General features: G+C 73.0%; 27 protein-coding genes. 12 read left to right on the top strand and 15 right to left on the bottom strand.

Features of this window, described 5'->3' with window-relative positions; translation table 11 throughout:
- Positions 1-155 precede the first annotated feature (155 nt).
- A complete protein-coding gene (locus tag ACIP5O_RS24690; RefSeq protein ID WP_401296745.1) occupies positions 156-824 on the top strand; it encodes a PhzF family phenazine biosynthesis protein in 669 nt (222 codons plus the stop codon).
- Positions 825-848: 24 nt separating this feature from the next.
- Here ACIP5O_RS24690 and ACIP5O_RS24695 read toward each other — a convergent pair whose 3' ends face one another.
- Together ACIP5O_RS24695 and map are read right to left on the bottom strand one after the other, a co-directional pair.
- Positions 849-1,499, bottom strand: a complete 651-nt coding sequence (locus ACIP5O_RS24695) for a heme oxygenase (biliverdin-producing) (RefSeq protein ID WP_401296747.1) — start codon at positions 1,497-1,499, stop codon at positions 849-851.
- Between the two features lie 125 nt (positions 1,500-1,624).
- Positions 1,625-2,482, bottom strand: coding sequence for a type I methionyl aminopeptidase (gene map / locus ACIP5O_RS24700; RefSeq protein WP_401296749.1), 858 nt, complete (start codon positions 2,480-2,482; stop codon positions 1,625-1,627).
- A gap of 59 nt (positions 2,483-2,541) precedes the next feature.
- Here map and ACIP5O_RS24705 point away from each other — a divergent pair, with 59 nt between their 5' ends.
- Positions 2,542-2,775: a hypothetical protein gene (locus ACIP5O_RS24705; RefSeq protein ID WP_401296750.1), complete on the top strand. Its 234-nt coding sequence runs from the start codon at positions 2,542-2,544 to the stop codon at positions 2,773-2,775.
- Positions 2,776-2,808: 33 nt separating this feature from the next.
- On the opposite strand, the gene ACIP5O_RS24710 is transcribed toward ACIP5O_RS24705, so the two are convergent.
- Positions 2,809-4,122 (bottom strand): MFS transporter, encoded by a 1,314-nt coding sequence (locus tag ACIP5O_RS24710; RefSeq protein WP_401296752.1) that lies wholly within the window; start codon positions 4,120-4,122, stop codon positions 2,809-2,811.
- 105 nt (positions 4,123-4,227) lie between these two features.
- On the bottom strand, positions 4,228-4,830 hold the full coding sequence (locus ACIP5O_RS24715) for a hypothetical protein (RefSeq protein WP_356544367.1): 603 nt from the start codon (positions 4,828-4,830) through the stop codon (positions 4,228-4,230).
- 105 nt (positions 4,831-4,935) lie between these two features.
- Here ACIP5O_RS24715 and npdG point away from each other — a divergent pair, with 105 nt between their 5' ends.
- Both npdG and ACIP5O_RS24725 read left to right on the top strand, forming a co-directional pair.
- Positions 4,936-5,658: an NADPH-dependent F420 reductase gene (npdG, locus tag ACIP5O_RS24720; protein WP_401296755.1), complete on the top strand. Its 723-nt coding sequence runs from the start codon at positions 4,936-4,938 to the stop codon at positions 5,656-5,658.
- A gap of 103 nt (positions 5,659-5,761) precedes the next feature.
- Positions 5,762-5,944, top strand: coding sequence for a hypothetical protein (locus tag ACIP5O_RS24725; RefSeq protein WP_401296756.1), 183 nt, complete (start codon positions 5,762-5,764; stop codon positions 5,942-5,944).
- 17 nt (positions 5,945-5,961) lie between these two features.
- Here ACIP5O_RS24725 and ACIP5O_RS24730 read toward each other — a convergent pair whose 3' ends face one another.
- Positions 5,962-6,756, bottom strand: coding sequence for a site-2 protease family protein (locus tag ACIP5O_RS24730; RefSeq protein WP_401296758.1), 795 nt, complete (start codon positions 6,754-6,756; stop codon positions 5,962-5,964).
- A 94-nt stretch (positions 6,757-6,850) separates the two neighbouring features.
- Here ACIP5O_RS24730 and ACIP5O_RS24735 point away from each other — a divergent pair, with 94 nt between their 5' ends.
- The gene (locus ACIP5O_RS24735; RefSeq protein WP_401296760.1) at positions 6,851-10,147 is read left to right on the top strand and encodes an AfsR/SARP family transcriptional regulator; all 3,297 of its coding nucleotides are present in this window, start codon (positions 6,851-6,853) and stop codon (positions 10,145-10,147) included.
- A gap of 19 nt (positions 10,148-10,166) precedes the next feature.
- Here the strand turns inward: ACIP5O_RS24735 and ACIP5O_RS24740 are convergent, their stop codons facing one another.
- From ACIP5O_RS24740 to panB, 3 genes are all read right to left on the bottom strand, one after another.
- On the bottom strand, positions 10,167-11,036 hold the full coding sequence (locus ACIP5O_RS24740; RefSeq protein ID WP_401296762.1) for an ABC transporter permease: 870 nt from the start codon (positions 11,034-11,036) through the stop codon (positions 10,167-10,169).
- Positions 11,033-12,034, bottom strand: coding sequence for an ATP-binding cassette domain-containing protein (locus tag ACIP5O_RS24745; RefSeq protein WP_388658997.1), 1,002 nt, complete (start codon positions 12,032-12,034; stop codon positions 11,033-11,035). Before ACIP5O_RS24745 ends, ACIP5O_RS24740 begins: the two co-directional genes overlap by 4 nt.
- A gap of 124 nt (positions 12,035-12,158) precedes the next feature.
- Positions 12,159-13,031 (bottom strand): 3-methyl-2-oxobutanoate hydroxymethyltransferase, encoded by an 873-nt coding sequence (gene panB, locus ACIP5O_RS24750; RefSeq protein ID WP_401296764.1) that lies wholly within the window; start codon positions 13,029-13,031, stop codon positions 12,159-12,161.
- Positions 13,032-13,280: 249 nt separating this feature from the next.
- Here panB and ACIP5O_RS24755 point away from each other — a divergent pair, with 249 nt between their 5' ends.
- From ACIP5O_RS24755 to ACIP5O_RS24770, 4 genes are all read left to right on the top strand, one after another.
- Positions 13,281-14,954 carry an MFS transporter gene (locus ACIP5O_RS24755; RefSeq protein ID WP_401296766.1) on the top strand — a complete coding sequence of 558 codons (1,674 nt, stop codon included), beginning with the start codon at positions 13,281-13,283 and terminating at the stop codon, positions 14,952-14,954.
- A gap of 32 nt (positions 14,955-14,986) precedes the next feature.
- Complete coding sequence (locus ACIP5O_RS24760; RefSeq protein ID WP_401296768.1) at positions 14,987-15,688, top strand: TetR/AcrR family transcriptional regulator; 702 nt, start codon at positions 14,987-14,989, stop codon at positions 15,686-15,688.
- A 210-nt stretch (positions 15,689-15,898) separates the two neighbouring features.
- Positions 15,899-16,921 (top strand): endonuclease/exonuclease/phosphatase family protein, encoded by a 1,023-nt coding sequence (locus ACIP5O_RS24765; RefSeq protein ID WP_401296770.1) that lies wholly within the window; start codon positions 15,899-15,901, stop codon positions 16,919-16,921.
- A 249-nt stretch (positions 16,922-17,170) separates the two neighbouring features.
- Positions 17,171-18,418, top strand: coding sequence for an MFS transporter (locus tag ACIP5O_RS24770; RefSeq protein ID WP_401296772.1), 1,248 nt, complete (start codon positions 17,171-17,173; stop codon positions 18,416-18,418).
- Here ACIP5O_RS24770 and ACIP5O_RS24775 read toward each other — a convergent pair.
- The 6 genes from ACIP5O_RS24775 to ACIP5O_RS24800 all read right to left on the bottom strand — a co-directional run bounded on the left by ACIP5O_RS24775 (position 18,384) and on the right by ACIP5O_RS24800 (position 23,626).
- Entirely contained in the window at positions 18,384-20,147 is a 1,764-nt protein-coding gene (locus tag ACIP5O_RS24775; RefSeq protein ID WP_401296774.1) for an NAD+ synthase, read from the bottom strand. The genes ACIP5O_RS24770 and ACIP5O_RS24775 overlap by 35 nt on opposite strands.
- Positions 20,148-20,315: 168 nt before the next feature.
- The gene (locus tag ACIP5O_RS24780) at positions 20,316-21,143 is read right to left on the bottom strand and encodes a DUF4190 domain-containing protein (RefSeq protein ID WP_401296776.1); all 828 of its coding nucleotides are present in this window, start codon (positions 21,141-21,143) and stop codon (positions 20,316-20,318) included.
- Between the two features lie 183 nt (positions 21,144-21,326).
- Positions 21,327-21,746 carry a CBS domain-containing protein gene (locus ACIP5O_RS24785; RefSeq protein ID WP_401296778.1) on the bottom strand — a complete coding sequence of 140 codons (420 nt, stop codon included), beginning with the start codon at positions 21,744-21,746 and terminating at the stop codon, positions 21,327-21,329.
- Between the two features lie 130 nt (positions 21,747-21,876).
- Positions 21,877-22,509, bottom strand: coding sequence for a DUF305 domain-containing protein (locus tag ACIP5O_RS24790; RefSeq protein WP_401296780.1), 633 nt, complete (start codon positions 22,507-22,509; stop codon positions 21,877-21,879).
- A gap of 2 nt (positions 22,510-22,511) precedes the next feature.
- On the bottom strand, positions 22,512-23,189 hold the full coding sequence (locus tag ACIP5O_RS24795; protein WP_401296781.1) for a DUF3105 domain-containing protein: 678 nt from the start codon (positions 23,187-23,189) through the stop codon (positions 22,512-22,514).
- Between the two features lie 92 nt (positions 23,190-23,281).
- Positions 23,282-23,626: a hypothetical protein gene (locus tag ACIP5O_RS24800; RefSeq protein WP_401296783.1), complete on the bottom strand. Its 345-nt coding sequence runs from the start codon at positions 23,624-23,626 to the stop codon at positions 23,282-23,284.
- A gap of 290 nt (positions 23,627-23,916) precedes the next feature.
- Here ACIP5O_RS24800 and ACIP5O_RS24805 point away from each other — a divergent pair, with 290 nt between their 5' ends.
- The 3 genes from ACIP5O_RS24805 (at position 23,917) to ACIP5O_RS24815 (ending at position 26,327) form a co-directional block, all read left to right on the top strand.
- Positions 23,917-25,278, top strand: a complete 1,362-nt coding sequence (locus tag ACIP5O_RS24805) for a glutamine synthetase family protein (RefSeq protein ID WP_356543831.1) — start codon at positions 23,917-23,919, stop codon at positions 25,276-25,278.
- A 190-nt stretch (positions 25,279-25,468) separates the two neighbouring features.
- Positions 25,469-25,711, top strand: coding sequence for a hypothetical protein (locus tag ACIP5O_RS24810; protein WP_401296784.1), 243 nt, complete (start codon positions 25,469-25,471; stop codon positions 25,709-25,711).
- 121 nt (positions 25,712-25,832) lie between these two features.
- Complete coding sequence (locus ACIP5O_RS24815; protein WP_401296786.1) at positions 25,833-26,327, top strand: GNAT family N-acetyltransferase; 495 nt, start codon at positions 25,833-25,835, stop codon at positions 26,325-26,327.
- 82 nt (positions 26,328-26,409) lie between these two features.
- Here ACIP5O_RS24815 and ACIP5O_RS24820 read toward each other — a convergent pair whose 3' ends face one another.
- A complete protein-coding gene (locus ACIP5O_RS24820; protein WP_401296788.1) occupies positions 26,410-26,841 on the bottom strand; it encodes a VOC family protein in 432 nt (143 codons plus the stop codon).
- Positions 26,842-26,846: the final 5 nt, after the last annotated feature.

Here is a 26,846-nt window from a genome sequence, read left to right on the forward strand (position 1 = left end):
CACCGGACACGGGCGGGTCACGGTGGTTCCAGGAACCGTCCATGAACTGGTCAAGAGCAGGTCAAGGGGGGCGGTTCGTCCGGATCCGGCCCGGGAGCCGCGCCGGAATCCGGACGCGGCCCTGCCCCCGTACGGACGAGTGGTTGAATTCCGCCATGAACACGACCGCCACTGACATCGACGTCCTGCGGGTCTTCTGTGCGGGCGACGGCCGGTACGGCAATCCCCTCGCGGTCGTGCGGGACGCCCGCACCCACCCCGACGAGGCCTCGCGGCAGGCGCTCGCCAAGGAGCTCGGCTTCAGCGAGACGGTGTTCGTGGACGATCCGGAGCGCGGGCTCGTCGACATCTACACGCCCGGTCTGCGCCTGCCGTTCGCCGGGCACCCGCTCGTCGGCGCGGCCTGGCTGCTCGACCTGGAGGTCGTCCACCCGCCCGCGGGCGAGGTGTGGGTGCGCGGGGACGGGGAGTTCACCTGGATCGAGGCGCGCGCCGAATGGGCCCCGCCGCGCACCCTGCGCCGGTACGCCTCCGCCGCCGAGGTGGAGGCCCTGGAGGTCCCGGAGCCCGGCGACTGGATCTACGCCTGGGCCTGGGAGGAGGAGGCCGCCGGGCGGGTCAGGGCGCGGGCCTTCCCGGGGCGCGGCGACGGCATCGACGAGGACGAGGCGACCGGCGCGGCGGCGCTGCTCCTCACGGCGGAGCTGGGACGGGCCCTGAACATCACGCAGGGCCGGGGGTCGCAGCTCCTCACCGCCCCCGGCCCCGACGGCATCGTGGAACTCGGCGGACGCGTCCGCCTGGAGGGCACGCTCACGCGCTGACCCCTCCCGTGCGGTCCGAAGGCCTCACGCGCTCAGCGGGAACTCGCTCCCGAGCTGGTGGAAGACCGCGCTGTTGAAGGCGAAGGCGCGCTTGCACTCGTCGACGATCCGCTGCTTCTCCAGGTCGTCGGCGTTCACCCCGTCGAGCAGCTCCCGGTACGCCCGCTTGAACGCGGCCGGGTTGGAGATCTCCTCGAAGACGTAGAAGCGGACGCCGTCGCCCTTGCGCGCGAAGCCCCAGGTGCGCTCCGCCTTGTCGCGGATGATCTGACCGCCCGACAGGTCGCCCAGGTAGCGCGTGTAGTGGTGCGCCACGTAGCCGGCGGGCCAGTCGCGGGCGCACTCGGCGACCCGCTCGGCGTACGCCGTGGTGGCCGGCAGCGGCGAGGCGGCGGCCTGCCAGTCCGGGCCCCGCAGATGGGCGAGGTCCTGCTCCAGGGCGGCCGTGCGGAACAGCTCGGGCCGTATGAACGGTCCGGCGACCGGGTCCTCGCGCAGCGCCTCCGCGCCCTCCTCCAGGGCCCGGTAGACGAACCAGAGCTGCTCGGTGTAGCGCGCGTAGGCGTCGACGCCCAGGCGCCCGCCGAGGAGGTCACCCATGAAGGACGACGTCTCCGCTTCGGTGTGCTGCTCGTGCGAGGCCGTGCGGATGAGCGTCGAGAAGGGCGTGTCCAAGGCGTGCCTCCGGGACCGATGGGACGGGAACCAGTGACGATCCTGCCGAGTTAGGCTTACCTAAGTCAACTGGTTCCCGACGTCCTGTCGGTAAAAAGCTACCCACTTCCCGGGGCGCGGCAACGTCAGGGCAGCGTGAGGATCTCCGCCCCGGTCTCCGTCACGACGAGGGTGTGCTCGAACTGGGCCGTCCGCTTGCGGTCCTTGGTCACCACGGTCCAGCCGTCGTCCCACATGTCGTAGTCGTGGGTGCCGAGCGTCAGCATCGGCTCGATGGTGAAGGTCATGCCGGTCTTGATCTCGGTGGTGTGGTGCGGGGAGTCGTAGTGCGGCACGATCAGGCCGGAGTGGAAGGACGAGTTGATGCCGTGCCCGGTGAAGTCGCGCACGACCCCGTAGCCGAACCGCTTGGCGTACGACTCGATGACCCGCCCGATGATGTTGATCCGGCGCCCCGGCCGCACCGCCTTGATCGCGCGGTTCAGGGCCTCCCGGGTCCGCTCCACGAGCAGCCGCGACTCCTCGTCGACGTCGCCGCAGAGGTAGGTGGCGTTGTTGTCGCCGTGGACGCCGTCGACGTACGCGGTGACGTCCAGGTTCACGATGTCGCCGTCCCGCAGCACCGTGGAGTCCGGGATGCCGTGGCAGACGACCTCGTTGACCGAGGCGCACAGCGACTTCGGGAAGCCCCGGTAGCCGAGGGTGGAGGGGTAGGCGCCGTGGTCGCACATGAACTCGTGCGCGACCCGGTCGAGCTCGTCGGTGGTGACGCCGGGGGCGATGTGCTTGGCGGCCTCCTCCATCGCCTGCGCGGCGATGCGGCCGGCGATCCGCATCCGTTCGATCGTGTCGGAATCCTGCACCTCGGGCCCGGTGTACGGGGTCGGTGCGGGCTTCCCGACGTACTCGGGGCGGCGGATGGAACCCGGAACGGAGCGGTGGGGGGAGAGCTCCCCCGGTACGAGAAGCGACTGGCCAGACATGCCAGCGAGTGTAACGACCGGGTCTGGGGCACCATGATCTTCGGAGGAAGGAGCCGACGATGGCCCTGTTCAAGAAGCGCACGGCGGGCAAACCGGGCGAGTGGTACTACTGCCTGGAGCACAAGAAGGTCGAGGAGGGCCCCGAATGCCCCTCGAAGAACCGTTTCGGCCCGTACACCACCCGTGAGGAGGCCTCCCACGCCATGGAGACCGCCCGCGACCGGAACCTGGAGTGGGAGACGGACCCGCGCTGGCACGACGCCGGGGGGAAGAAGGACGGGAACCCCGAGTAGCCCGCGTAGGCGGTACGGGAGCCCCGGGGCCGCTCAGGCGGTCCCGGCGGTCTCCTCGCGGGCCTTCTCGGCCGCCTCCTGCTGCGCCCTGCGCCGCAGCGAGTCCGGGTCGGTCGCGGAGTCGTACCGCAGGAGCTTCGGCAGCGTCAGGCAGAGCAGGCCCACCGAGGCCACACAGGCCACGCCGCCCGTCCAGATCGCCGTCCGGGTGCCGGTCCAGCCCGCCGCCACGCCCGCCCGCACCTGGCCGAGCTGCGGGCCGACGCTGTAGGAGAGCACCTCGATGCCGGCGAGCCGGCCGCGCAGCTCCTCCGGGATCGTCTGGTTCCAGATGGTGGAGCGGCCCAGACCGCTCAGCATGTCGCCGGCGCCCGCGAAGGCCAGGCAGAGCAGCACCAGCCAGACGTTCCCGAACCAGCCGGCCGCCGCGATCGCCAGGCCCCAGGCCGTCGCGCCCCCGGCCACGAGCAGTCCGTGCCGCCGCACCTTCGAGGTCCAGCCGCTGGTCAGGCCGAGCACCAGCGAGCCGACCGAACCCGCCGCGTACATCAGGCCGAGCGACCAGTCCGCGTCCAGCTCGTCCGCGAGGAACGGGAAGATCGTGTTCGGGAAGGCGAAGAACATCGCCGCCAGGTCGATCGCGTACGTGCCCAGCAGCACCGGCCGCGACCAGGCGTACCGGGCCCCCTCCGCGATGCCCCGCAGCGACGGCTTCTCCGCGTCGTGCGCGGGCGGCGCGGGGGAGAGGCGCCGGCACATCAGGACCGAGACCGCGAAGCCGCAGACCGTCACCGCGTACGCGGGCGCGTGCCCCGCGAGCGCCACGACCAGGCCCGCGATCGAGGGGCCCGCGATGGCGCCCATCTGCCAGCGCAGCGAGTTCAGCGCGGCCGCCGCCGTCTGGTGCTCGTGCGGCACGATCCGGGCGAAGAGCGAGTCGAGCGCGGGCCGCTGGAGTCCCGCGAGCGCGGAGACGCCGGCCGCGACCACGTACAGCGGCCAGAGCATCGGCTCCGGCAGCAGCGCGTTGACCAGCAGGACCGCGGCCAGCGTGCCGAGGCCCGCCTCGGTCCACAGGATCACCCGCCGCCGGTCGACCGCGTCCGCGAGCGCCCCGCCGTACAGGCCGAACACCACGAGCGGCACCAGCTCGACCGCGCCCATCGCGCCGACCGCGAGCGGCGAGTTCGTCAGCTCCTTGATCTGGAGCGGCAGGGCGATCATCGCCATCGCGCTGCTGAAGAACGTCACGAGCCCCTGCACCCACAGGAGCCGGAAGTCGCGGGAGGCGCGCCAGGGCGCCAGATCGGGCAGAACGGCGGAAAGCTTCGAGAGCGCGGGGGACACGAGGGGTCATGTTCCGTCCGAAAGGTGCTGAAGGCAACCTGATTATCGGTGAGCACTGCCGGGGGTTCGGTGGCGGGGCCCCACCGGCGCTTCGGTGGCGGCCCCCTACCAGCGCTTCGGCGGCGGGGCCGTCAGCCGGTCCGCGAGGTCCGAGAGCCGGTCCCGGAAGCGCCGGTTCCCGCGCGGCGACGGCAGGCTGTTCTCCCCGGCCGCCGCGCTCACCAGGTGCTGGACCGTGTCCAGGTCCACTCCCGCCCCCTCCGCCACCGCGAGCGCCTCGTGCGCGAGCCCCCGCACCTCCGGGTCGCCCCCGTCGAGCGCGAGGACCGTCGCCCCCGCCCGCCGGGCGTCGTGCACCCGCTGGAGCAGCCCCGCCCCCGGCCGCTCCGGCGCCACCACCAGGAGGGTCGCCCCCCGCCCCGCCGCTTCGAGCCTGCCCAGGCCCACCGCCAGGTGCGCCGGATCGCCCGGCCGCACCCGGTGGCGCACCAGCGTCGGCGCCAGCTCCGGCAGCCCCGACCAGGCCGACTCGTCGACCAGGTGCGCCGCCAGGTGCCAGGGCTCGTACTCCTCCGTGCCCACCAGGAGCAGCCCGCCCCCGTGCGGGACCACCGAGCCCCGCAGCGCCCCCGCGAACCGGCGGGCCGCCCCCGGCCACTCCGTCCCGGCGAGCACTTCCCGCAGCAACGCGACCCGTACGGCATCCATGCGGACGCATCATGGACGACGCCGGGCCCGCGCGCGGCCGAATGCGAGTGGATCACCCGTACGGGAAGGCCCCCGGCGGTCCGACCGGTCGGTAATGTCGGGGCCATGACTTCCTCCAGCGCACCCCAGGACCCCGCCGCCCCGGCGGCCAAGGCCCCCAAGGACCCGTGGGACCTCCCGGACGTCTCCGGGCTCGTCGTCGGCGTCCTCGGCGGCACCGGCGAGCAGGGCCGGGGCCTCGCCTACCGGTTCGCCCGGGCCGGACAGAAGGTGATCATCGGCTCCCGCGCCGCCGACCGCGCCCGGGACGCGGCCGCGGAGCTCGGCCACGGGGTCGAGGGCGCCGACAACGCCGAGACCGCCCGCCGCAGCGACGTCGTGATCGTCGCCGTGCCGTGGGACGGCCACGCCGAGACGCTGGAGTCGCTGCGCGAGGAGCTGGCCGGCAAGCTCGTCGTGGACTGCGTCAACCCGCTCGGCTTCGACAAGAAGGGCGCCTACGCCCTCAAGCCCGAGGAGGGCTCCGCCGCCGAGCAGGCCGCCGCGCTCCTCCCGGACTCCCGGGTCACCGCCGCCTTCCACCACCTCTCCGCCGTCCTCCTCCAGGACGCCTCCCTGGACGAGATCGACACCGACGTGATGGTCCTCGGCGAGGAGCGCGCCGACGTGGAGGTCGTCCAGGCCCTCGCCGGCCGCATCGCCGGCATGCGCGGCGTCTTCGCGGGCCGGCTGCGCAACGCCCACCAGGTCGAGTCGCTCGTCGCCAACCTGATCTCGGTCAACCGCCGCTACAAGGCCCACGCGGGCCTCCGGGTCACCGACATCTGAGGACGCCCGAGCCGGAGGGGCGAGCCGGAGAACGGGCGCTTCCGGGCATGGGGGACACTGGACGGGCACCGAGACCCATCCGTACGGACAGGAGCCGACCCCCATGCCCCGCCTCGCCCTCTACGCCCTCGTGGTCTGCGCCCTGGCCGTCGCCGCGGCCGTCGTCTCCTTCGTCCAGGGCAGCTTCCTCGGCATCGTCTGGGTCCTCCTGGCCGGCCTCTCCTCCAACATGGCCTGGTACTACCTCCGCCGCGCCAGGGCCGAGAAGGCCGCCGCCCAGGTCTGAGCCGCCCGGGGCGGGGCTCAGACCCCGCAGAACTCCGGGGTCCCCTCCCAGAACCGGAACAGCCGCGAGCCGCAGTACCGGCTCAGCTCCGGCACGCCCAGGGCCCGCATGAGCGCGTCGATCGCGTCGAAGAAGGCGCCGTTGACCGCCGGGACGAACAGCAGCGCGATCACGACGAAGAAGCCGTACGGCGCGTACGGCTCGATCCGCCGCTTCACGCCGTACGACAGCCAGGGCTCCACCACCCCGTACCCGTCGAGCCCCGGCACCGGCAGCATGTTCAGGAGCGCCGCCGTCACCTGGAGGAACGCCAGGAACGCGAGCGCGTACCGGAAGGCCGGCGGCACGCCGTCCAGCGCGTCCAGCCAGAACGGGGCCGTGCACACGAGCGCGAAGAGGACGTTCGTCAGCGGGCCCGCCGCCGAGACCAGGCTGTGCTTCCAGCGACCCTCGATCCGCCCCCGCTCGATGAAGACCGCGCCGCCCGGCAGACCGATCCCGCCCATGATCACGAAGAGCACCGGGAGCACGATGCTCAGCGCCGCGTGCGTGTACTTCAGCGGGTTCAGGGTCAGGTAGCCCTTCGCGCCCACCGTGACGTCCCCGCCGTGCAGGGCCGTCCGGGCGTGCGCGTACTCGTGCAGACAGAGCGACACCACCCACGCCGAGGTCACGAAGAGGAAGACCGCGAGACCGGGCAGGGCGGCGAAGTCCGTCCACACCGCCCAGCCGGTGACGGCCATGACGGCGAGGATCGCCAGGAAGACGGGGCTGATTCGCCGTTCGCGGCTCCGGGCGGTGGCCGTGGTCATCAGGGAGGCTCCCAGGGGACGGGGAAGGCTGGTGTGCGGGGAACGTACCGGGACCGGGTCCGGTTCCGGGCCGGGGCTCACGGAGAATGGGGCCGTGCGCTATTCCGTCCTCGGTCCCACCCTCGTCCACGCGTCCGACGGCACCGACGTGACCGTCGGCGGTCCCCGGGTGCGGGCGCTGCTCACCGTCCTCGTCCTGCGGGCCGGGCGGCCCGTGCCCGTGCGGGAGCTGGTGGACGAGGTCTGGTACGGCGACGAGCCGCCCGCCGACGCGGTCGCCGCGCTCCAGGCCCTGGTCGGGCGGCTGCGCAGGGCCCTCGGCCGGGACCGGGTGGCCTCCACCGAGGGCGGCTACCGGCTCGACGCCCGCCCCGAGGACGTGGACGCCCGCCGCTTCGAACGGTTCGCCGCCGACGGGGCCGCCGCCCTGGCCGCCGGGGACGCCGGGCGGGCCGCCGCCCTGCTCGACGAGGCCCTCGGGCTCTGGCGCGGCCCCGCCCTTGCCGACCTGCCGGACCGGGCCGCCGAGGCCGCCCGCTGGGAGGCCCGCCGCCTCGACGCCCGCCGCGCCCGCCTCGACGCCGCCCTGGCCCTCGGCGACGCGCCCGCCGTCCTCCCCGAGCTGACCGCCCTCTGCGCGGCCCACCCGCTGGACGAGCCCCTCCAGGCCCTGCGGATCCGCGCCCTGCGCGACACGGGCCGGGCGGCCGAGGCGCTCGCCGCGTACGAAACGCTCCGCCGCGCCCTGGCCGACCGCCTCGGCGCGGACCCGTCCCCGGCCCTGCGCGCCCTCCACGCCGCACTGCTCGCCGGGGAGACGGCGCCGGCGAAGCCCGCCCCCGCCCCCACCCCCGTCCGGGGGAACCTGCGCGCCCGGCTCACCAGCTTCGTCGGCCGCGACGAGGAGATCGCCGCGCTCCGGGAGGACCTGCGGGCGGCCCGGCTCGTCACCCTGCTCGGGCCCGGCGGCGCCGGGAAGACCCGCCTCTCGCAGGAGGCCGCCGAGCGCGGCGCCGAGGCCTGGCCGGACGGCGCCTGGGTCGCCGAACTCGCCCCCGTCACCTCCCCGGAGGCCGTGCCCGAGGCCGTCCTCGCGGCCGTCGGCGCCCGCGAGACCGTCCTGCGCGGCGCGGGGGCCGAGGAGCTGCGGGCCGGGAACGACCCCCTCGCCCGGCTCGTCGAGCACTGCGCGGGGCGCCGGATGCTGCTGCTCCTGGACAACTGCGAGCACGTGGTCGGCGCCGCCGCCGAGCTGGCCGAGACCCTCCTGGCCCGCTGTCCGGGGCTGCGGATCCTGGCGACGAGTCGGGAGCCGTTGGGGGTGCCGGGGGAGGTGGTGCGGCCGTTGGGTCCGTTGCCGGTGGGGATGGCGTTGCGGTTGCTGGGGGAGCGGGGGGCGGCGGCGCGGCCGGGGTTCTCGGTCGGGGACGATCGGGAGGCGGCGGAGGAGGTGTGTCGTCGTCTGGACGGGTTGCCGTTGGCGATCGAGCTGGCGGCGGCGCGGTTGCGGATGTTGTCGGTGCGGCAGATCGCGGAGCGCCTTGACGATCGTTTCCGGTTGTTGACGGCGGGGGCTCGGACGGTGCTGCCGCGTCAGCAGACGTTGCGGGCGGTGGTGGACTGGTCGTGGGATCTGCTGGAGGCTCCGGAGCGGGTGGTGCTGCGGCGGCTGGCCGTGTTCACGGGCGGGTGTGATCTGGCGGCGGCGGAGGTGGTGTGCGGCGGCGGCGGGGAGGCCGGGGACGTGCTGGACGTGCTCGGGGCGTTGGTGGACAAGTCGTTGGTGGTGGCGTCGCCGGGTGGGGCGGGGATGCGGTACCGGCTCCTGGAGACGGTGGCGGAGTACGCGCGGGAGCGGCTGGCGGAGGCGGGGGAGCGGGCGGAGGTGGAGCGGCGGCACCTGACGTACTACCGCGAACTGGCCCGGCGTACGGATCCGGAGCTGCGCGGGCCGGGGCAGGTCGCCGCCATCGCCCGCTTCGAGACCGAGTACGGCAACCTCCGCACCGCCTTGCGCCGGGCCGTCGACGCCCGCGACGAGGACGAGGCCCTCGTCCTCGTCCACTCCCTGCTCTGGTACTGGCAGATGCGCGACCTGCGCACCGACGCCCTGCACTGGGCCCGGGCCGCCGCGGCCCTCGGCCCCGACCCGTTCGCACCGCCCGCCGCCCCCGTCGTCCCCCTGCACGAACCGTGCACGGCCGCCCCGCCGCCGCTCTCCGAGGAGCAGCGCTGGGAGGCCCGGCGCGGGGTCCGGCTGGTCGAACTGATCAACATGAGCCACGAGACGGGCCGCTGGACCACCCCCGAGGGCGTGCGGCGGCTGCGCGAGATGACCGCCGCCCACGACCCCGGCCTGCCCCAGTCCTGCCGGCTGCCCGGCGCCTTCGCCTTCTTCGCGCTCCTCCTCATCGGGGAGGCCGACCGGCTCGGCGACGTGCTCGACGTCACCGTCGACGCCTGCCGCCGGTACGGCTACGACTGGGACCTCGCCAACGTCCTCCAGCTGCGCGCCAACCTGCTCGCCAACCGGGGCGACCGGGCCGCCCAGGCGATCGCCGACGCCGACGAGAGCCTGGAGGTCTTCGTCCGGTTCGGCGACGCCTGGGGCGCGGCCGAGGCGCTCTCCTCCCGCGCGGAGGCCAGGGAGCGGCTGCTCCTGTTCGAGGAGGCCGCCGAGGACTTCACCGCCGCCATCGGCCACGCCGAACGGATCGGCGCCCAGGCGCAGGTGCTGCTCCTGCGGGCCCGGTACGCCGGCACGCTCGTCGAGGCCGGGCGGCCCGCCGAGGGCGAGGCGATCCTGCGCGAGATCCTGGCCGACGACCACGCCCTGGGCCACGAACCCCGCGCGGGCGCCCGCATGTTCCTCGGGGTGGCACTCGGCCGCGCGGGACGGACCGACGAGGCCCGCGAGCACCTCCACGCGCTCCTCGGGGAGTTCGACTCGGACACCCTCGCCCTCTTCAAGGGCTTCACCCTCGGCGTCCTCGGCTGGCTGGACGTCCTGGACGGGCGGTACGCCTCCGGGCTCACCCTCGCCGCGGAGGCGTACGAGAGCTCCCTGGGCCCGCTGTCCATGATGATCGGCCCGCAGATGCCGGCGATGCACCTGATCGTCGCCGCCTGGGCCCTGGCCGGGCTCGGCGGACCGGAGGCGCGGACCGGCGCGGTGCTGCTCGGGGCCAGGGACGGCCTGCTCCCGTCGGAGCACCTGCCGCCGCCGACCGAGCGGGAGCAGCTGGAGCGGGCCACCGAACTCGGCCGTTCCGTACTCGGGGACGCGGAGTTCGAGGCGGCACGCGCCGAGGGCGACGGCCTCTCCTTCGAAGAGGCCGCCGCCCTGCTCGGTCGCGCCGCCGACGCGATCGATGAGCGCGCCGAGTCCTGACCCCCCGGGGAGCCTCGGCTCAGGTCTTCTTGCGGAACTTGGCGACCGCGATCGGCGCCGTGACGACCGTGATCAGCACCGACCAGCCGAGGGTCATCCACACCGAGTGGGCGAGCGGACCGCCGTTGACGAGGTTCCGCGCGGCGTCGGCGAGGTTGGAGAGCGGGTTGTAGTCGGTGAAGGTCTCCAGCCAGCCCGGCATCGAGGTCGGCGGGGCGAAGATCGACGAGCCGAACTGGAGCGGCATCAGGACCAGCATCGCGACCCCCTGGACCGCCTGCGTCGTCTTCATGGTGAGGCCCAGCAGGATGAAGATCCACATCAGCGAGGCGCCGAAGACCATCGACAGGCCGATCGCGGCGAAGAGTTCGAGCACCGAGGTCTTGACCTCCATGCCGAGCAGGAAGCCCATGCCGAGCAGGATCGCGGTGGCGATCAGCATCCGGCCGACCTCGACGACGATCTTGGCGATCAGGACGGAGGACCGGGCGATCGGCATCGTCCGGAACCGGTCCATGACCCCCTTCTTGAAGTCCTCGTTCACGCCGGACCCGACGGCCATGGCGATGTTCATCCCCATCATCGCCATCAGGCCGGGCGTCACGTAGTTCACGTACGCGTCGTTGTTGCCCTTGCCGGCGATCGCGCCGCCGAAGACGTACACGAACAGCAGGATGAAGATGATCGGCATCAGGACCGCGTCGAACATCGACTCCGGGTCCTGCTTGATCTGGAGGGCGTTGCGCCGGGCGAGCGCGCCGATGTGGCGCAGGTTGGCCCGCAGGCCGATCCGGCCCTCGCCGGCCGGCGTCGGCGCCGGGCCCGTGCCCTTGTCCGGGCCGCCGGCGGGGGTCTGGGAGAGCGGTGTGGTCGTGGTGGCGGTGCTCATGCGGCGACCTCCTCGGGAAGCGCGTCGGACACGGTCGTCTTCTGGCCGGTGATCGCCAGGAACACCTCGTCCAGGCTGGGCAGATGGGTGCCGATGTGGGCGATGCCGAAGCCGCGCGCGCCGAGCAGGGCCACGACGGCGGTGAGCTGCTCGTCGGCGAGGATCGGCACGTACAGCGCGCCCTCGTCGGCGACGACGGTCGCGCCGGCGACGCCGTCGAGACCGGTCTCGCGCAGCGCGGCGGCCATGGCGGTCAGGTCGGCCGGGTCCACCGGGCGCACCTTCAGGGTGCGGCCGCCGACCCGGGCCTTGAGGTCGTCGACCTTGCCGTTGGCGATGACCTTGCCGCGGTCGATGACGGTCAGCTCGTTCGCGAGCTGCTCCGCCTCCTCCATGTACTGGGTGGTGAGCAGGACCGTGGCGCCCTCGGAGACCATCCGCTGGACCTCGTCCCACACCTCGTTGCGGGTGCGCGGGTCGAGGCCGGTCGTCGGCTCGTCCAGGTAGAGGACGGCCGGCTTCCCGATCATCGAGGCGGCCAGGTCGAGCCGCCGGCGCATGCCGCCCGAGTAGTTCATCGCGGGCCGCTTGGCGGCCTCGGTGAGCGAGAAGCGCTCCAGGAGCTCGTCGGCGCGGGCCCGGGCGTCCTTGCGGGAGAGGTCGAGCAGCCGCCCGATCATGTAGAGGTTCTCCCAGCCGGACAGCTTCTCGTCGACCGAGGCGTACTGGCCGGTGAGGCCGATGGTGCGGCGCAGCTGGCGGGGCTGGCGCACCACGTCGTAGCCGGCGACGACGGCGGTCCCGGCGTCCGGGAAGAGCAGGGTGGACAGGCAGCGGACGAGGGTGGTCTTGCCGGCGCCGTTGGGACCGAGGACCCCGAGGACCGTGCCCTCGCGGACGTCCAGGTCGACCCCGTCGAGGGCCTTCGTCGCGCCGAAGTGCTTCACGAGGCCCCGTACCTCGACGGCGTTGGTGTGTGATCGCGTCATGTCCACCATGGAACAGGGCCCCACCGACAGCGCCCCGACAGATGACCGACAGCCCGCCGATGGGGGATGTCGGCGGGCTGTCGGAGGTGCCGCAGTGGCTCCGTGACCCCTTTCGGCGGGGTCCCTTCCGGGATCAGTGGAAGGTGTGCTCCTCGGCGGGGAACGCCCCGCCGGAGACGTCCTCGGCGAAGGCGCGCGCGGCGTCGCCGAGCGTCTCGCGGAGGTTGGCGTACTGCTTGGTGAAGCGCGGCACCTTGCCGCCGGTCAGACCGGCCATGTCGGTCCAGACGAGGACCTGCGCGTCGGTCCCGGCGCCCGCGCCGATGCCGATGGTCGGGATGTGCAGCGAGCGGGTGACCTCGGCGGCCAGCTCGGCCGGCACGAGCTCCAGGACGACCGCGAACGCGCCCGCGTCCTGCGCGGCCTTGGCGTCGCGGAGGAGCCGGTGGGCGGCCTCGTCGGAGCGGCCCTGCACCCGGTAGCCCATGGTGTTCACGGACTGCGGGGTCAGGCCCAGGTGGGACATGACGGGGATGCCGGCCTGGACGAGCAGCTCGGTCTGCGGCAGCGAGCGCTCGCCGCCCTCCAGCTTGATCGCGCCGACGCCGGCGTCCTTGACGAGCCGGGTGGCGTTGCGCAGGGCCTGGACGGGCCCCTCCTGGTACGAGCCGAAGGGGAGGTCGCCGACGACGAGGGCCCGCCGGGTGCCGCGCACGACGGCGGCGGAGAGGAGGGTCATCTCGTCCATCGTGACGGGCACGGTGGTGTCGTAGCCGAGGTGGCAGTTGCCCATCGAGTCGCCGACGAGGATGACCGGGATGCCGGCCTCGTCGAAGACGGAGGCGGTCATCGCGTCGTAGGCGGTGAGCATGGGCCACTTCTCGCCGCGGGCCTTGGCGGCGGCGATGTCGTGGACGGTGATGCGGCGGGTGCCCTTCCCCCCGTACAGCGACTTGTCGGCGTCGCCGGTGGCGGCGGGCGGCTTCTGGGCAGCCTGAAGCGTCATGGTGAACGGCTCCTTGTGTCATCTCGAGGCGCCCTCACGGCGTCCCCGGACCACGTCCATGGTGGCACTTCGGCGGGCGGACGGGAAAGTGGGCCGAAGTGGCGCTGTTCACACCGCCGCCATGTGTGAAGTCCGGCGGGGGCGTGAAGCGGCACGACGCCGGTCCGACGTGTCAACGCAACGTAAAGACTCGTCCAGCTTTTTCGATACGAGACGGTTCCGTATCGAAATGGCCCTAGGCTGATCGGCATGTCACAGCCGTCCACCGCACCCGCCACACCCGCGATACCCGCCGGGCCCCGCGTCCCCGAGGCCGTCCACCGGCGTCGCTGGGCGATCCTCGGCGTCCTGATGCTCAGCCTGCTGATCGTCGTCCTCGACAACTCGATCCTGAACGTGGCCGTCAGGACGATCGCCGCCCCCGCCCCCACCGGCATCGGCGCCACCCAGAGCGAGCTGGAGTGGGCCATCAACTCCTACACGCTCGTCTTCGCCGGGCTCCTCTTCACCTCCGGCCTGCTCGGCGACCGCCTCGGCCGCAAGAAGGTGCTGCTCTTCGGCATCACCGTCTTCGGCATCGGCTCCGCCCTCGCCGCGTTCTCCGGCTCCCCGGGCGAGCTGATCGCCTACCGCGCCGTCATGGGCTTCGGCGCCGCCTTCGTGATGCCCGCGACCCTCGCCGTCCTCATGAACGTCTTCGAGCGCGACGAGCAGCCCAAGGCCATCGGCATCTGGGCCGGCAGCGTCGGCCTCGCCATCGCGATCGGCCCCATCACCGGCGGCCTCCTGCTCGAACACTTCTGGTGGGGATCGATCTTCCTCGTCAACGTGCCCGTCGTGCTCCTCGCCCTGGCCCTGATGGTCTGGCTCGTGCCCGACTCCCGGGACCCCAGGCCCGGCCGCGTCGACGTGCCCGGCGTGCTCCTCTCCGTCGTCGGCCTCGTCCTCCTCGTGTACGGGATCATCCGCGGCGGCGAGCTGGCCGACTTCACCGACGTCACCGTCCTCGCCCCGGTCCTCGGCGGCCTCGCGGTCCTCGTCGGCTTCGTCCTGCACGAGCGGCGCAGCGACCACCCGGCCATCGACATGTCGTACTTCAGGAAGCCCGCGTTCTCGGCCGCCGTCGCCGCGATCGCGCTCGTCTTCTTCGCCCTCATGGGCGTGACCTTCTTCTCCGCCTTCTACCTCCAGAGCGTCCGCGGCTACACCGCCCTGGAGTCCGGTCTGCTCCTGCTGCCGCTGGCCGTCGCGCAGATGGCGTTCGCGCCCCGCGCCCGGATCGTCGTCGAGCGCTTCGGCGCCCGGACCGTGTGCGCCGCCGGCATGCTGCTCGTCGCCCTCGGCCTCGCCGCCTTCGCCCTCTTCGACGCCTCCACCCCGGTCTGGGTCCTCGAAGTCGTCTTCTTCCTCCAGGGCACGGGCATGGCCCACATCATGCCGCCGGTCACGGTCGCGATCATGCAGGCGCTGCCCCGCGAGAAGGCGGGCTCCGGCTCGGCGATCAACAACACCTTCCGGCAGGTCGGCGGCGCGCTCGGCGTCGCCGTCCTCGGCTCGGTGCTCTCCTCCACGTACCGGGGCGAGATCGAGGGACACCTGGGCGGGGTGCCGGCGGCGCTGCGGTCCCTGGCGGGCGAGTCCGTCGAGGGCACCCTCGCGGTCGCCGAGAAGCTCGGCCCGGCGGGCCGGGACCTGGTGGCCCCCGCCTACCAGGCCTTCCTGGACGCCATGCACGTCACGGCGATCGCCTCGGCCGCGATCGCCCTGGTCGGCGCGGCGGTCGTCGCCGCCTTCCTGCCGGGCCGCGCCCCGGCGGCCCCTGACGCCGGCCCGGACGCGCCCGCCGGCCGCCCGGCGGGCGACGCCCCCCGGGCCTCGGTACCGGCCCCCGGCGCCGGGGCGGGAGAATCGGCCCGACGGTAACCCGCAGCCCCCGGACGAGAGGCGGAACGCACGTGTCGCTCCAGAACGGCGAGACCCCGGCCCCCCGCGCCGACGGGGGCGCTCCCGGCGGGGGGCCGGAGGCCGGGGCGGCGACACCTCCGGGGGGCGGCCCCTCCGGGGGCCCCGCCCCCCGCCGCGGCCGCCCCCGCTCCGAGGCCGTCGACCAGGCGATCTTCGAGGCGGTCGGGGGCCTCCTGGACGACGGGGTCCCGCTGACCGAGCTGTCCATCGAGCGGATCGCCCGCACCGCCGGGGTCGGCAAGGCCACCATCTACCGCCGCTGGTCCGGCAAGGAGGACCTCTTCGTCGACCTGCTGCGCTCCCTGGAGCCCCCGGACCCGGTGCTGCCCGGCACCTCGGCCCGGGACGACCTCGTGGCGCTCCTGGAGGCCCTGCGGCAGCGCGGCCTCGCCAAGCGCTCCTCCGCCCTCCTCCACACCGTCTTCTCGCAGATGCGGCTCTATCCCAAGCTGTGGGACGCCTACCAGCTCACCGTCATCGAACCGCGCCGCCGGATCGGCCTGGACGCGGTGCGGCGCGGCATGGCGGAGGGCGAGATCCGCGACGACCTCGACGCCGAGTTCGTCAACGACCTCCTCGTCGGCCCCCTGCTGCTGCGCACCGTCATCCGCCCGGACTCCTCCGACCTGGAGCCCGGCCTCGCCGAGCGGGTCGTCGACACCGTCCTGGACGGCCTGCACCCCCGTACCTGACAACCGGCCCGGCACGCGGCCGACCGGGGGTGCGGACCGGCGCGAATATGAGCGTTCTGTCACAACAGCCCCCTCTGCGCACCCCCGGAGGAACCCGCCACGCGCACGGTGTCGTCCCTGGGGGAGTACGGCCGTCCCCTCATCGCCTAGTGTCGACGTCGGGTCACGGCAGCAGGCAAGACAGCACGGCGCACGGCAGTGAGGGCAGCGATGACGCGGGTGGACACGACGGGGACCGAGTACGGCGGCGCGAACGGCGAGCGTCCCCGTTCCCGGTTCCGGACCGCCCTCGACCGGCTCCGCCGCGACCGGGGGATCTGGCGCCGGGGCGTCCTGATCGCCCTGGCCGCCGTGGCGCTCACCCTCGTCATGGTCCTCCACGCCGACATCCCCAACCGGATCGGCAACCTGGGCAGCCTCACGGAGACCTTCCTCCCCTGGTTCGGCCTCTTCGTGCCGCTCCTGCTCGTCCTCGCCCTGCTGCGCCGGTCCGCCACCGCGCTGATCGCGCTGCTGCTGCCGGCCGTGGTGTGGCTCAACCTCTTCGGCGGGCTCGTCGCCGACAAGTCGGCCCCCGGCGGCGACCTGTCCGTCGCCACCCACAACGTGAACGCCGACAACCCGGACCCCGAGGGCGCCGCCCGGCAGCTCGCCGCCTCCGGCATCGACGTGCTCGCCCTGGAGGAGCTCAAGGGCGACATGGTCCCGGTCTACGAGGAGGGCCTCGCCGAGGCCTACCCGTACCACTCCGTCCAGGGCACCGTCGGCCTCTGGAGCAAGCTGCCGCTGCGCGGCGCGCGGCCCGTCGACATCCACATGGGCTGGACCCGCGCCATGCGCGCCTCCGTCGTGACCCCGAAGGGCGAGGTGGCCGTGTACGTCGCCCACCTGCCCTCGGTGCGGGTCAGGATGAACGCCGGCTTCACCGCCAACCAGCGCGACAACAGCGCCGACGCGCTCGGGGCCGCCATCTCCCGCGACCCGCACGAGCGGCTCGTCCTCCTCGGCGACCTCAACGGCACCATGAACGACCGCGCCCTCAACGCCGTCACCTCCCAGCTCCGCTCCACCCAGGGCGCGGCCGGCGACGGCTTCGGGTTCAGCTGGCCGGCCTCGTTCCCGATGGCCCGCATCGACCAGATCATGGTCAAGGGCGTCGAGCCCGTCTCCTCCTGGGCGCTGCCCGCCACGCGGAGCGACCACCTCCCGATCGCCGCCCGCGTGGCGTTCTGAGCAGGCCCCGGGCCGAGCGGGCCCCGAGCCGAGCAGGACCCGAGCCGAGCAGGACCCGTTCTGAACCGGCCCCGTTCTGAACCGGCCCCGTTCTGAACCGGCCCCGAGCTGAACCGGCCCCGAGCTGAACCGGCCCCGCGTCGAAACGTCCCCTTCACCTTCCGGAAGCCACCGGGAACACGTCGTCTGCGACAATTTGTTCAGACGGCGAACTAATCCCGTCTCCCCCTCCGGAAGGCTCCTCCTCCCATGCCCCTGGCGTTGCTCGCCCTGGCCGTCTCCGCCTTCGGCATCGGCACCACCGAATTCGTGATGATGGGCCTCCTGCCCCAGGTCGCCGAGGACCTCGGCACCTCCGTGCCCACCGCGGGGCACCTCGTCTCGGCGTACGCGATCGGGGTCGTCGTCGGCGCCCCGCTGCTCACCGCCCTCGGCTCCCGCGTCCCGCGCAAGCGGATGCTGCTCCTGCTCATGGCCCTCTTCACGGTCGGCAACCTCGCCTCCGCGCTCGCCCCCGGCTTCGGCTGGCTCCTCGCGGGCCGGGTCCTCGCCGGCCTCCCGCACGGCGCGTTCTTCGGCCTCGGCGCGGTCGTCGCCGCCCGGCTTGTCCGCGAGGACCGGCGGGCGCGGGCGGTGGCCACCATGTTCCTCGGCCTCACCGTCGCCAACATCCTCGGCGTGCCGGCCGCGACCCTCCTCGGCCAGCACCTCGGCTGGCGGGCCACCTTCCTCGTGGTCGCCGCGATCGGCCTGCTCGCCGTGGCCGCGCTCGCCCGCCTGGTCCCGCAGATCCCCGCCGACCGACACGGCGGCCTGGGCCGCGAGGTGCGCGCCCTCGGCCGCCCGCAGGTGCTGCTCGGCCTGCTCACCGCCGTCTTCGGCTTCGCGGGCGTCTTCGCCGTCTACTCGTACCTCGCCTCGATGACCACCGAGGTGATGGGCTTCGGCGACTCCACCGTCACCCTCGTCCTCGCCCTCTTCGGCCTCGGGATGACCGGCGGCGCGCTCGCCGCCGGACCGCTGACCGACCGGGCGCTCCGCCCCACCCTGTACGGCTCGCTCGCCGCCCTCGTCCTCGCCCTGGTCGCCTTCCGCTTCACCGTCCACGTGCCCTGGCTGGCCCTGGTCACGGTCGTCGTGCTCGGCGCGGTCGGCTTCATGACCACCACCCCGCTCCAGATGCTGGTCATGAACAAGGCCGCGGACGCGCCCACGCTCGCCTCCGCCTCCAACCACTCGGCCTTCAACCTCGCCAACGCGGGCGGCGCCTGGGCGGGCGGCGCGGCCGTCGCCGCCGGCTGGGGCTGGACCTCCCCGACCCTGGTCGGCGCGGGCCTCACCGTCGTCGGCCTGGCGGTCGCGGCGGTGGCGGGCCTGCTCGACCGCCGTACGCCGGAGGGGGCCTCCCGCGTCGTCGCGGGAAGCCCCCTCGACAGCCCCCTCAGGGGCGCGGAGGACGAGGTCAGCCGGTCGGGCTCTCCCGCCAGCGGTTCGTGATCGGCAGGCGCCGGTCCTTGCCGAAGCCCTTCGCCGAGATCTTGGTGCCCGGCGGGTACTGGCGCCGCTTGTACTCCGCCGTGTCCACCATCCGCAGCGTCCGCGTCACCAGCTCCTCGTCGTAGCCCGCGGCCACGATCGCGTCGCGCCCCCGGTCCCGGTCCACGTACAGGGCGAGGATGCCGTCCAGGACCTCGTAGTCCGGCAGCGAGTCCGTGTCGACCTGCCCCGGCCGCAGCTCGGCGCTGGGCGGCTTGGAGATCGAGTTCTCCGGGATCGGCGGGGTCTGGCCGCGCTCCTCGGCCGCCCGGTTCCGCCAGCGCGCCAGCCGGAAGACGTCCGACTTGTACACGTCCTTGATGGGCCCGAACGCCCCGACCGCGTCCCCGTACAGCGTCGAGTACCCCACCGCCAGCTCGGACTTGTTGCCCGGCGCGAGGACCAGGTGCCCCTCCTGGTTGGAGAGCGCCATCAGGGCCGTGCCGCGCAGCCGGGCCTGGAGGTTCTCCTCCGCGAGCCCGGTGAGGCCGAGCGCCCCCATGTACGCGTCGAACATCGGCTCGATCGACACCGTGCGGTAGTGGAGCCCGGTCCTGCGGGCCAGCTCGGCCGCGTCGCCGCGCGAGTGCTCGGAGGAGTACTTCGACGGCATCGACACCCCGTACACGTTCTCCGCGCCGAGTGCGTCGCAGGCGATCGCGGCGACGAGCGAGGAGTCGATGCCGCCCGACAGGCCGACCAGGACCGAACGGAAGCCGTTCTTCGCGAGGTAGGCGCGCAGGCCGATGACGAGCGCCGAGTACACCTCCTCGTCGTCGTCGAGCCGGTGCGCGTAACCGCCCGTCAGCTCCGGCTCGTACGCGGGCAGCGGCTTCTCGGAGAGCACCACCCGGTCGATCCGCAGCCCGTCCCCGCCGACCGGCCCCTCCGGGGCGTCCGGGTCGTACGCGGGCAGCTCCAGGTCCAGGATCACGCTGCCCTCGACGAACTGCGGGGCCCGCGCGACGACCTCGCCCTCCGCGTCGACGACGATCGAGTCGCCGTCGAAGACCAGCTCGTCCTGGCCGCCGGTGGTCGCCAGGTACGCGGTGACGCACCCGGCCTCCCGGGCCCGCGTCCGGACCAGTTCGAGGCGCGTGTCGTCCTTGTTCCGCTCGTACGGCGAGGCGTTCACCGACAGGAGCAGCCCCGCCCGCGCGGCGCGCGCCGCCGGGACCCGGCCGCCGTCCTGCCAGAGGTCCTCGCAGATCGCCAGGGCCACGTCGATCCCGTGGACCCGGACGACCGGCAGGGTGTCGCCCTGGACGAAGTAGCGGTACTCGTCGAAGACCCCGTAGTTGGGCAGGTGGTGCTTGGCGAACCGCAGCACCACCTCGCCGCCGTACAGGACGGCGGCGGCGTTCTCCGGCGACCCCGCCGGGCGGCCGAGCCGGGGCTTCGCCCGCTCGGACCGGTCCAGGTAGCCGACGACCACCGGCACCTCCCCGAACCCCTCCTCCGCGAGGCGCCGGGCGAGCCCGCGCAGGGCCGCCCGGGACGCCTCCACGAAGGAGGAGCGCAGCGCGAGGTCCTCGACGGGGTATCCGGTCAGCACCATCTCGGGGAACGCGACGAGGTGCGCGCCCTGCCCGGCGGCGTGCCGGGTCCAGTGCACGATCGCCTCGGCGTTCCCGGCGAGGTCTCCGACGGTCGAGTCGATCTGATTCAGGGCGAGGCGTAGTTGAGGCACGCGCCCAGTCTAATCGTCAGACCGACGCTATGTCGTGGGGTTCGGGGGTTCGGGGGTTTGGGGGTTCGGGGGTTTGGGGGGTTCAGGGGGTTCGGGAGTTCCGGGGTTCCGGGAACGGTACGGCCGTTGCCGGAGCCGTAAGCCCCCTCGCGCGTCAGCCGGTCCGCGTCACCGCTTCACCGGCCCGGTCCAGATCACCGGCTCGTACTCCAGGAGCTGCGGCGCCAGTTCCACCTGCATCTCCCCGTCCGCGCCGGCCGGCAGCGAGAAGGCGAAGCCGCTCTTGGCCTGCTTGCCCGGGAGCACCTTGCCCTGGAACATCTCGGTCGCCCGGCTGCCGTCGAAGATCGCCCCCGCCGTGGCCCCCTCCGCGTCGCTCGCGTCCGGCAGGGCCGTGGTGACGTCGATGACCTTCTCGCTGCCGTTGACGATCGTCACGGTCACCCGCACGGCGGTGTCGCCCTTCTCGTACCCGGCGGCGAACTGGTCGGGCCGGTAGGGGAGGGGCTCGGAGACGGTGACCTTCACCCCGTCCTCGTACGTGTGGGTCTTCCCGAACGCCAGCACCGCCGGACCGGTCTCGGTGGGCTCCGGCACGCTCTCCCGCGTGCTCTCCGGCGCCGGGGCGGGCGCGGCGGAGGACGTCGTCCCCCGCCCGTACGGCCCGTCGTCCGCGAACGCCGCCAGGACGAAGACGACCAGCCAGGCGAGGGAGACGACGATCGTCACGGAGCCGAGGACGATGCCCGCGATCGCCTGCCCCTTGTCGTTCGTCTCGCCGCGCCGGGCGCGCCCGTGACCGACGATGCCGAGGACGAGGGCCAAGGCCCCCAGGATCCCGCCGAGCCAGAAGAGGAACGGGACGATCCCGAAGACCAGGCCCACGATGCCGAGGACGAGGGCGCCGACTCCGAGGCCGGAGCGCTGGGGCGGCGGCGCCTGGAACGGCGGCGGCCCCCAGGCGGGCGGACCGGGGGGCTGTACGGGCATGGTCATGCGAGGTCCTCCGAGCTGATCAGAAGACCTGACGTTAAACCGGCCGCACGCGCTCCGGCCAGCGCTTTCACGGCCGAGACGCGTTCGTGACCCGCCGCGCGCCGCGCACCGTATGCCGCACGCCGGACCGCCCGGACACGAGGGCCCGGGCGGCCGTGGTCCCACCCCGGTGAGGGGGGAAGGTCAGGAGGAGGCGTAGACGCTCATGCAGAACGCCTTGATCTGCTCGTCCGACAGGTGCTGCGCCAGCTCGGCCTCGCTGATCATGCCGACGAGCTGCTTGTCCTCGATGACGGGCAGCCGCTTGATCCGGTGGCTCTGCATCTCCTCCAGGACGGCGCCCACGTCGGCGTCCGCCTCGACCCAGCGCGGGGTGCCCTTGGCCATCTCGGCGCAGGTCACCTTGGACGGGTCGTGGCCCATGGCCACACAGCCGACGACGATGTCGCGGTCCGTGAGGATGCCGCAGAGGCGTTCGTTCTCGTCGGCGATGGGCAGCGCGCCCACGTTCAGGTCGCGCATCAGCTGCGCGGCGCGGTCGAGCGTCTCGTGAGCCGGGATCCACTGGGCCCCGGAGTGCATGATGTCCTTCGCCGTGGTCATGGGGTCGCGTACCTTTCGTCGTCGAACGTCGTCGTACGAATCCCCGAGTCCCCTCATTGTCGGCGCACGCCACGGCCCCCGCGACCGCAGCGGGTCACGGGGGCCGGGAACGTACTCCGGGAGCCCGGGATCAGGCCCCGCGCTCCTTCAGCATGTCCGCCATCAGCAGCATCTCGGACTTCTGCGCGTCGACCATGCCCTGGGCGAGCGCGCGCTCGGCGCCCACGGCGCACTTCTGCACGCACCCCTCGGCCATGTGGACCCCGCCCCTGTGGTGCGCGGTCATCAGCCTCAGGTACAGGACCTCGGCCTCCCGGCCACTGGCCGCGCGCAACTCCTCGATCTGCGACTTGGTCGCCATGCCCGGCATGAGCGCCCCGTCCAGCGGACCGGTGTCGCCCGAGCCGCCCATGCCCATCCAGGCCATCGGCTCGACGCCGGACTCGTTCTTGGGCAGTCCCCACAGGTCGAGCCAGCCGAGCATCATGCCCCGCTGGTTGGCCTGCGTGTTGGCGATGTCGTACGCGAGCCGGCGCACGGCCTCGTCCTTCGTCCGGTCCCGGACGATGAACGACATCTCGACGGCCTGCTGGTGGTGGACCGCCATGTCCCGGGCGAACCCGGCGTCCGCCGACGTCGAGACCGGGGTGGCGGAGGCCGCGGGGGCCTCGTCGCGGTCCGCCGACGCGACGGTGACGGCGCCCCCGGCGAAGAGCAGCGCGAGGGCGACGGCGGTGATCGCCGCCCCCTGCGTGCGGTTCACCTTCACTGGCCCATCCCCGCGCCGCCCGCACCGCTCGCGTCGAGCCCGCCCGTGCAGGCGGCGCCCAACTCGGGGGTCTGCGGGCCCTGCACGTACTTGGTGAAGAAGGCGTCGACGCGCGGGTCGTCCGCGCCGTCCACGGTGACCTGCTTGCCCCAGGCGGACAGCATGATCGCCCCGGTCTGGTCGTCCACGGGGCTCATCAGCGAGTACTTGGTCTTGCCGACCTTCGTGGCCAGCTTCTCCACGTCGGCCTTGGGGGCCTTCTTGCTGTACGTGACCCAGACGGCGCCGTGCTCCAGGGAGTGGACGGCGTTCACGTCGGGGATCGCCTTGTCGTAGACGTCGCCGTCGCAGTTCATCCAGACCGGGTTGTGGTCACCGCCGACCGGCGGCTTCATGTCGTACTTCACGGGCGTCTGGACGTGGTTGCGGCCGAGCTTGGCGGGGTCCCAGGTCTTCTCGGCCGCGATCGGGGCCTTGGCCGCGGCGTCCTTCTTGTCCTGCTCGTCGGACTTCTTCAGCAGCACGAAGCTGCCGAAGCCGACGAGACCGAGCACGACGACGGCCGAGACGCCGACGGTGATCAGACGGTTGCGGCGCTCGCGGGCCTGCTCGGCGCGGCGCATCTCCTCTATTCGGGCGCGGCGGTCGGCGTTGGCGGAGCGGTTGGCGGCCATGGTGGTGTCGTCCTTCTTCGGGAGGTGGGGGTGGGGTTCGGTTCGGGCACGGACGTGCGGCGGGGGTGGCGGCCGGGCCGCCCTCCGTACGCCTAGGTCCGGAGAACCTGAAGGACGTGCAGGTCCGGCGCGCGCGGCCGGACGCCGGAGCGGCGCGCCGGCCCGTCGCCGGAGACCGGGGCGAGGCGCGGCAGCCCGTCCGCCGCCTGGAGCGGGGGATCGAGCGGGGGCGCGCCGAGCACCGCGGGGGAGAGGGAGGGGAAGAGGGAGCAGCCGCCGCGGTCGTACGGACAGACGTACTCGACGGTGACGGCGGTCGCGGTCTGGACCCGCCTCTCCGGCACCGCCCCGTGATGGCCCGGTCCCGCCCCCGGTCCGGCGCCCGGACAGAAGAAGAGCGCGGCGAGGAGCGTCGCCACGGCACTCACCAGTGCCATGGGACGCGCGTGCCGGGACGGGCGTACGAGCCGTGGGGCCCCCATGGGCGGAGATCGTAGTGGGCGAAGGCCCTCCGTGGGCCGAACGGGGTACCACCGAGTACCGGAGGCCGGGCGGGAGAGGAGGAACGGAGGCGGGAAAGGCCCCGTCCCCCGTTACCTGAGTCACAACCGAACAGGCAGTATGGGTGTGCAACGTGCGCGAAACCATGTGGTGGGATGCTCAGGTGCCCCCGATGTGCCCGAGGCGGTGGGATCAGGCGGCCTGACCAGCGAGGATGGGTGTGGAAATGGACAAGCAGCAGGAATTCGTGCTCCGTACGCTCGAAGAGCGCGACATCCGCTTCGTGCGCCTGTGGTTCACCGACGTGCTCGGCTTCCTCAAGTCGGTGGCCGTGGCGCCGGCCGAACTGGAGCAGGCCTTCGACGAGGGCATCGGCTTCGACGGCTCCGCGATCGAGGGCTTCGCCCGCGTCTACGAGTCGGACATGATCGCCAAGCCGGACCCGGGCACGTTCCAGATCCTGCCGTGGCGCGCGGAGGCCCCGGGCACGGCCCGGATGTTCTGCGACATCCTGATGCCGGACGGCTCGCCGTCCTTCGCGGACCCGCGCTACGTCCTGAAGCGGGCCCTGGCCAAGACCTCGGACCTGGGCTTCACCTTCTACACCCACCCCGAGATCGAGTTCTTCCTCCTGAAGGACAAGCCGCTCGACGGCTCCCGGCCCACCCCGGCCGACAACTCGGGCTACTTCGACCACACCCCGCAGAACGTCGGCATGGACTTCCGCCGCCAGGCGATCACGATGCTGGAGTCGATGGGCATCTCGGTGGAGTTCTCCCACCACGAGGGCGCGCCGGGCCAGCAGGAGATCGACCTCCGCTACGCCGACGCGCTCTCCACGGCCGACAACATCATGACCTTCCGCCTGGTCATGAAGCAGGTGGCCCTGGAGCAGGGCGTCCAGGCCACCTTCATGCCGAAGCCGTTCTCGGAGTACCCGGGCTCGGGCATGCACACCCACCTCTCCCTCTTCGAAGGCGACCGGAACGCCTTCTACGAGTCGGGCGCCGAGTACCAGCTCTCCAAGGTGGGCCGCTCCTTCATCGCGGGCCTCCTGAAGCACGCGGGCGAGATCTCGGCCGTCACCAACCAGTGGGTCAACTCCTACAAGCGCATCTGGGGCGGCTCCTCCCGCACGGCCGGCTCGGGCGGCGAGGCCCCCTCGTACATCTGCTGGGGCCACAACAACCGCTCGGCCCTCATCCGCGTCCCCATGTACAAGCCGGGCAAGACGGGCTCCTCCCGCGTCGAGGTCCGCTCCATCGACGCGGGCGCCAACCCCTACCTGACCTACGCCGTCCTCCTCGCGGCCGGCCTCAAGGGCATCGAGGAGGGCTACGAACTCCCGGCCGGCGCCGACGACGACGTCTGGGCCCTCTCCGACTCGGAACGCCGCGCGATGGGCATCGAGCCCCTCCCCCAGAACCTCGGCGAGGCGATCTCCCTCATGGAGAAGAGCGAACTGGTCGCGGAGACCCTGGGCGAGCACGTCTTCGACTTCTTCCTGCGCAACAAGAAGCAGGAGTGGGAGGAGTACCGCTCGGAGGTCACCGCCTTCGAGCTGCGGAAGAATCTGCCGGTGCTGTAGGGATGCCGGAGATCCGCGGCGGCTTTCACGAGGTCCCGGCGTCGAGCGTGCCGGAACTCCTCGCGGAGGCCGCCCGCCGGGGCGTGCCCGTCTTCACGCTGTCGACCGGCGGGCGCACCGGCAAGGAGGCGTTCTTCCGGGCGGTACGGGAGACCCTCCCGCGGATCCGCCGCTCAGCGCCTCCCGCTGTGTGTGGGACGCCCTCGACGACTCGCTCCGGAGCGGTCTGCACGCCCTGGACGCGCTCCACGTGGTCGTACTCCGACCCGACACCGGGCGGCCCGTCGCGAGAGCCGACGGGGACCACGCGATCGCCCTGGACGTCCTCCGCGACCTGCCGGTGAGCCTGGCGGATCCCCGCTACGACGCGGGCCGTCGCACGGAACTCTCCGTGTACGTCGCTTCCGCGCCGTTGCGTACGGTCGGCTCGTGATGATCGAAGGTGGCACGTCCCGCAGGCTGCTCGTGGTGGACGGGGATCCGGCCTTCGAGCTCAGCTTCTGGCCCGGTAAAAGTCGTTGTCCCGTGCGCGGGCGGGCGTTCACACTTCCGGGGTGAAGATCCCCTCCGTCGCCACCGCGCGGCTCCTCCTGCACCCGCTGTCCGTCGACGAGGCCGAGCGGATCGTCGCGCGGGCGCCCCTCGCCGGGGACCTCTGGGCCGAGGGGTATCCACAGGACGGGGACGTCCGGGGGTGCGGCGGGTTTCTGCGGGGGGTCTTCGAGCGGGGGGATCCCGGGGTCTTCCGGGCCTATGAGGTGCGGCTGACCGAGAGCGGGGTCGCCGTCGGGGGCATCGGGTTCCACGGGCCGCCCGACGAGCTCGGGGTCGTGACCGTGGGGTACGGGCTCGTGCCCGATGTGCGGGGGAAGGGGTACGCCTCCGAGGCCCTGCGCGCGCTCCTCGACACCGCCCGGGTGGCCGGCGTCGCCGGGGTGAAGGGGGACGCCGACCTGGACAACCCGGCCTCCCACCGGGTCATGGAGGCCGCCGGGATGCGGTGCGTCGCGGAGAGCGACGGGCTCCGGCACTTCTATCGGGGGTTCTGAGGCGTCCGAGGTTCTGAGACGCCGGGGTTCTGAGGCGCCTGGGTTCTGAGATACCTGGGGTTCTGGGAGCCGGTCGGGCGGTTCAGCGTTCCGACAGCTCCGACGGCGCCTCCTGGACCGTCCAGCCGTTGCCGTCCGGGTCCTCGAACGTCATGAACGAGTTCCAGGTGCCGCCCTTCCCCTCCTCCCAGCCCGTCGCGCCGACGTGCATCACGGGGGAGGCCTCGACGCCCCGGGCCACCAGCTCCTTCCGTGCCGCCTCGATGTCCGTGACGCAGATCTGGAGGCCGTGCAGGCCGCCCGGGGGCGTCTGCTTCGTGCCCGGCATCGGCGGCATCCCGCTCAGCATCGCGATCGAACAGCGCGAGCCCGGCGGGGTCGCCTGGACGATCCGCACGCCCGGGGCCACCTCGTCGTCCAGGTCGATCGTGAAGCCGCACTTCTCGCCGTAGAACTCCTTCGACCGGTCCATGTCCGTGACGGGGACCGGGACGACTTCCAGCGTCCAGTTCATGGTTC

Origin of the sequence: Streptomyces sp. NPDC088915 (assembly GCF_044749825.1) — a bacterium.
GTDB lineage: Bacteria > Actinomycetota > Actinomycetes > Streptomycetales > Streptomycetaceae > Streptomyces.

What these genes read in the sequence shown, in the direction of transcription:
- ACIP5O_RS24690 (WP_401296745.1), top strand. Translation starts at nt 156, where the DNA reads ATGAACACGACCGCCACTGACATCGACGTCCTGCGGGTCTTCTGTGCG.
- map (WP_401296749.1), bottom strand. Translation starts at nt 2,482, where the DNA reads ATGTCTGGCCAGTCGCTTCTCGTACCGGGGGAGCTCTCCCCCCACCGC.
- ACIP5O_RS24705 (WP_401296750.1), top strand. Translation starts at nt 2,542, where the DNA reads ATGGCCCTGTTCAAGAAGCGCACGGCGGGCAAACCGGGCGAGTGGTAC.
- ACIP5O_RS24715 (WP_356544367.1), bottom strand. Translation starts at nt 4,830, where the DNA reads ATGGATGCCGTACGGGTCGCGTTGCTGCGGGAAGTGCTCGCCGGGACG.
- npdG (WP_401296755.1), top strand. Translation starts at nt 4,936, where the DNA reads ATGACTTCCTCCAGCGCACCCCAGGACCCCGCCGCCCCGGCGGCCAAG.
- ACIP5O_RS24725 (WP_401296756.1), top strand. Translation starts at nt 5,762, where the DNA reads ATGCCCCGCCTCGCCCTCTACGCCCTCGTGGTCTGCGCCCTGGCCGTC.
- ACIP5O_RS24730 (WP_401296758.1), bottom strand. Translation starts at nt 6,756, where the DNA reads ATGACCACGGCCACCGCCCGGAGCCGCGAACGGCGAATCAGCCCCGTC.
- ACIP5O_RS24740 (WP_401296762.1), bottom strand. Translation starts at nt 11,036, where the DNA reads ATGAGCACCGCCACCACGACCACACCGCTCTCCCAGACCCCCGCCGGC.
- ACIP5O_RS24745 (WP_388658997.1), bottom strand. Translation starts at nt 12,034, where the DNA reads ATGGTGGACATGACGCGATCACACACCAACGCCGTCGAGGTACGGGGC.
- panB (WP_401296764.1), bottom strand. Translation starts at nt 13,031, where the DNA reads ATGACGCTTCAGGCTGCCCAGAAGCCGCCCGCCGCCACCGGCGACGCC.
- ACIP5O_RS24755 (WP_401296766.1), top strand. Translation starts at nt 13,281, where the DNA reads ATGTCACAGCCGTCCACCGCACCCGCCACACCCGCGATACCCGCCGGG.
- ACIP5O_RS24765 (WP_401296770.1), top strand. Translation starts at nt 15,899, where the DNA reads ATGACGCGGGTGGACACGACGGGGACCGAGTACGGCGGCGCGAACGGC.
- ACIP5O_RS24770 (WP_401296772.1), top strand. Translation starts at nt 17,171, where the DNA reads ATGCCCCTGGCGTTGCTCGCCCTGGCCGTCTCCGCCTTCGGCATCGGC.
- ACIP5O_RS24780 (WP_401296776.1), bottom strand. Translation starts at nt 21,143, where the DNA reads ATGACCATGCCCGTACAGCCCCCCGGTCCGCCCGCCTGGGGGCCGCCG.
- ACIP5O_RS24785 (WP_401296778.1), bottom strand. Translation starts at nt 21,746, where the DNA reads ATGACCACGGCGAAGGACATCATGCACTCCGGGGCCCAGTGGATCCCG.
- ACIP5O_RS24795 (WP_401296781.1), bottom strand. Translation starts at nt 23,189, where the DNA reads ATGGCCGCCAACCGCTCCGCCAACGCCGACCGCCGCGCCCGAATAGAG.
- ACIP5O_RS24800 (WP_401296783.1), bottom strand. Translation starts at nt 23,626, where the DNA reads ATGGCACTGGTGAGTGCCGTGGCGACGCTCCTCGCCGCGCTCTTCTTC.
- ACIP5O_RS24805 (WP_356543831.1), top strand. Translation starts at nt 23,917, where the DNA reads ATGGACAAGCAGCAGGAATTCGTGCTCCGTACGCTCGAAGAGCGCGAC.
- ACIP5O_RS24820 (WP_401296788.1), bottom strand. Translation starts at nt 26,841, where the DNA reads ATGAACTGGACGCTGGAAGTCGTCCCGGTCCCCGTCACGGACATGGAC.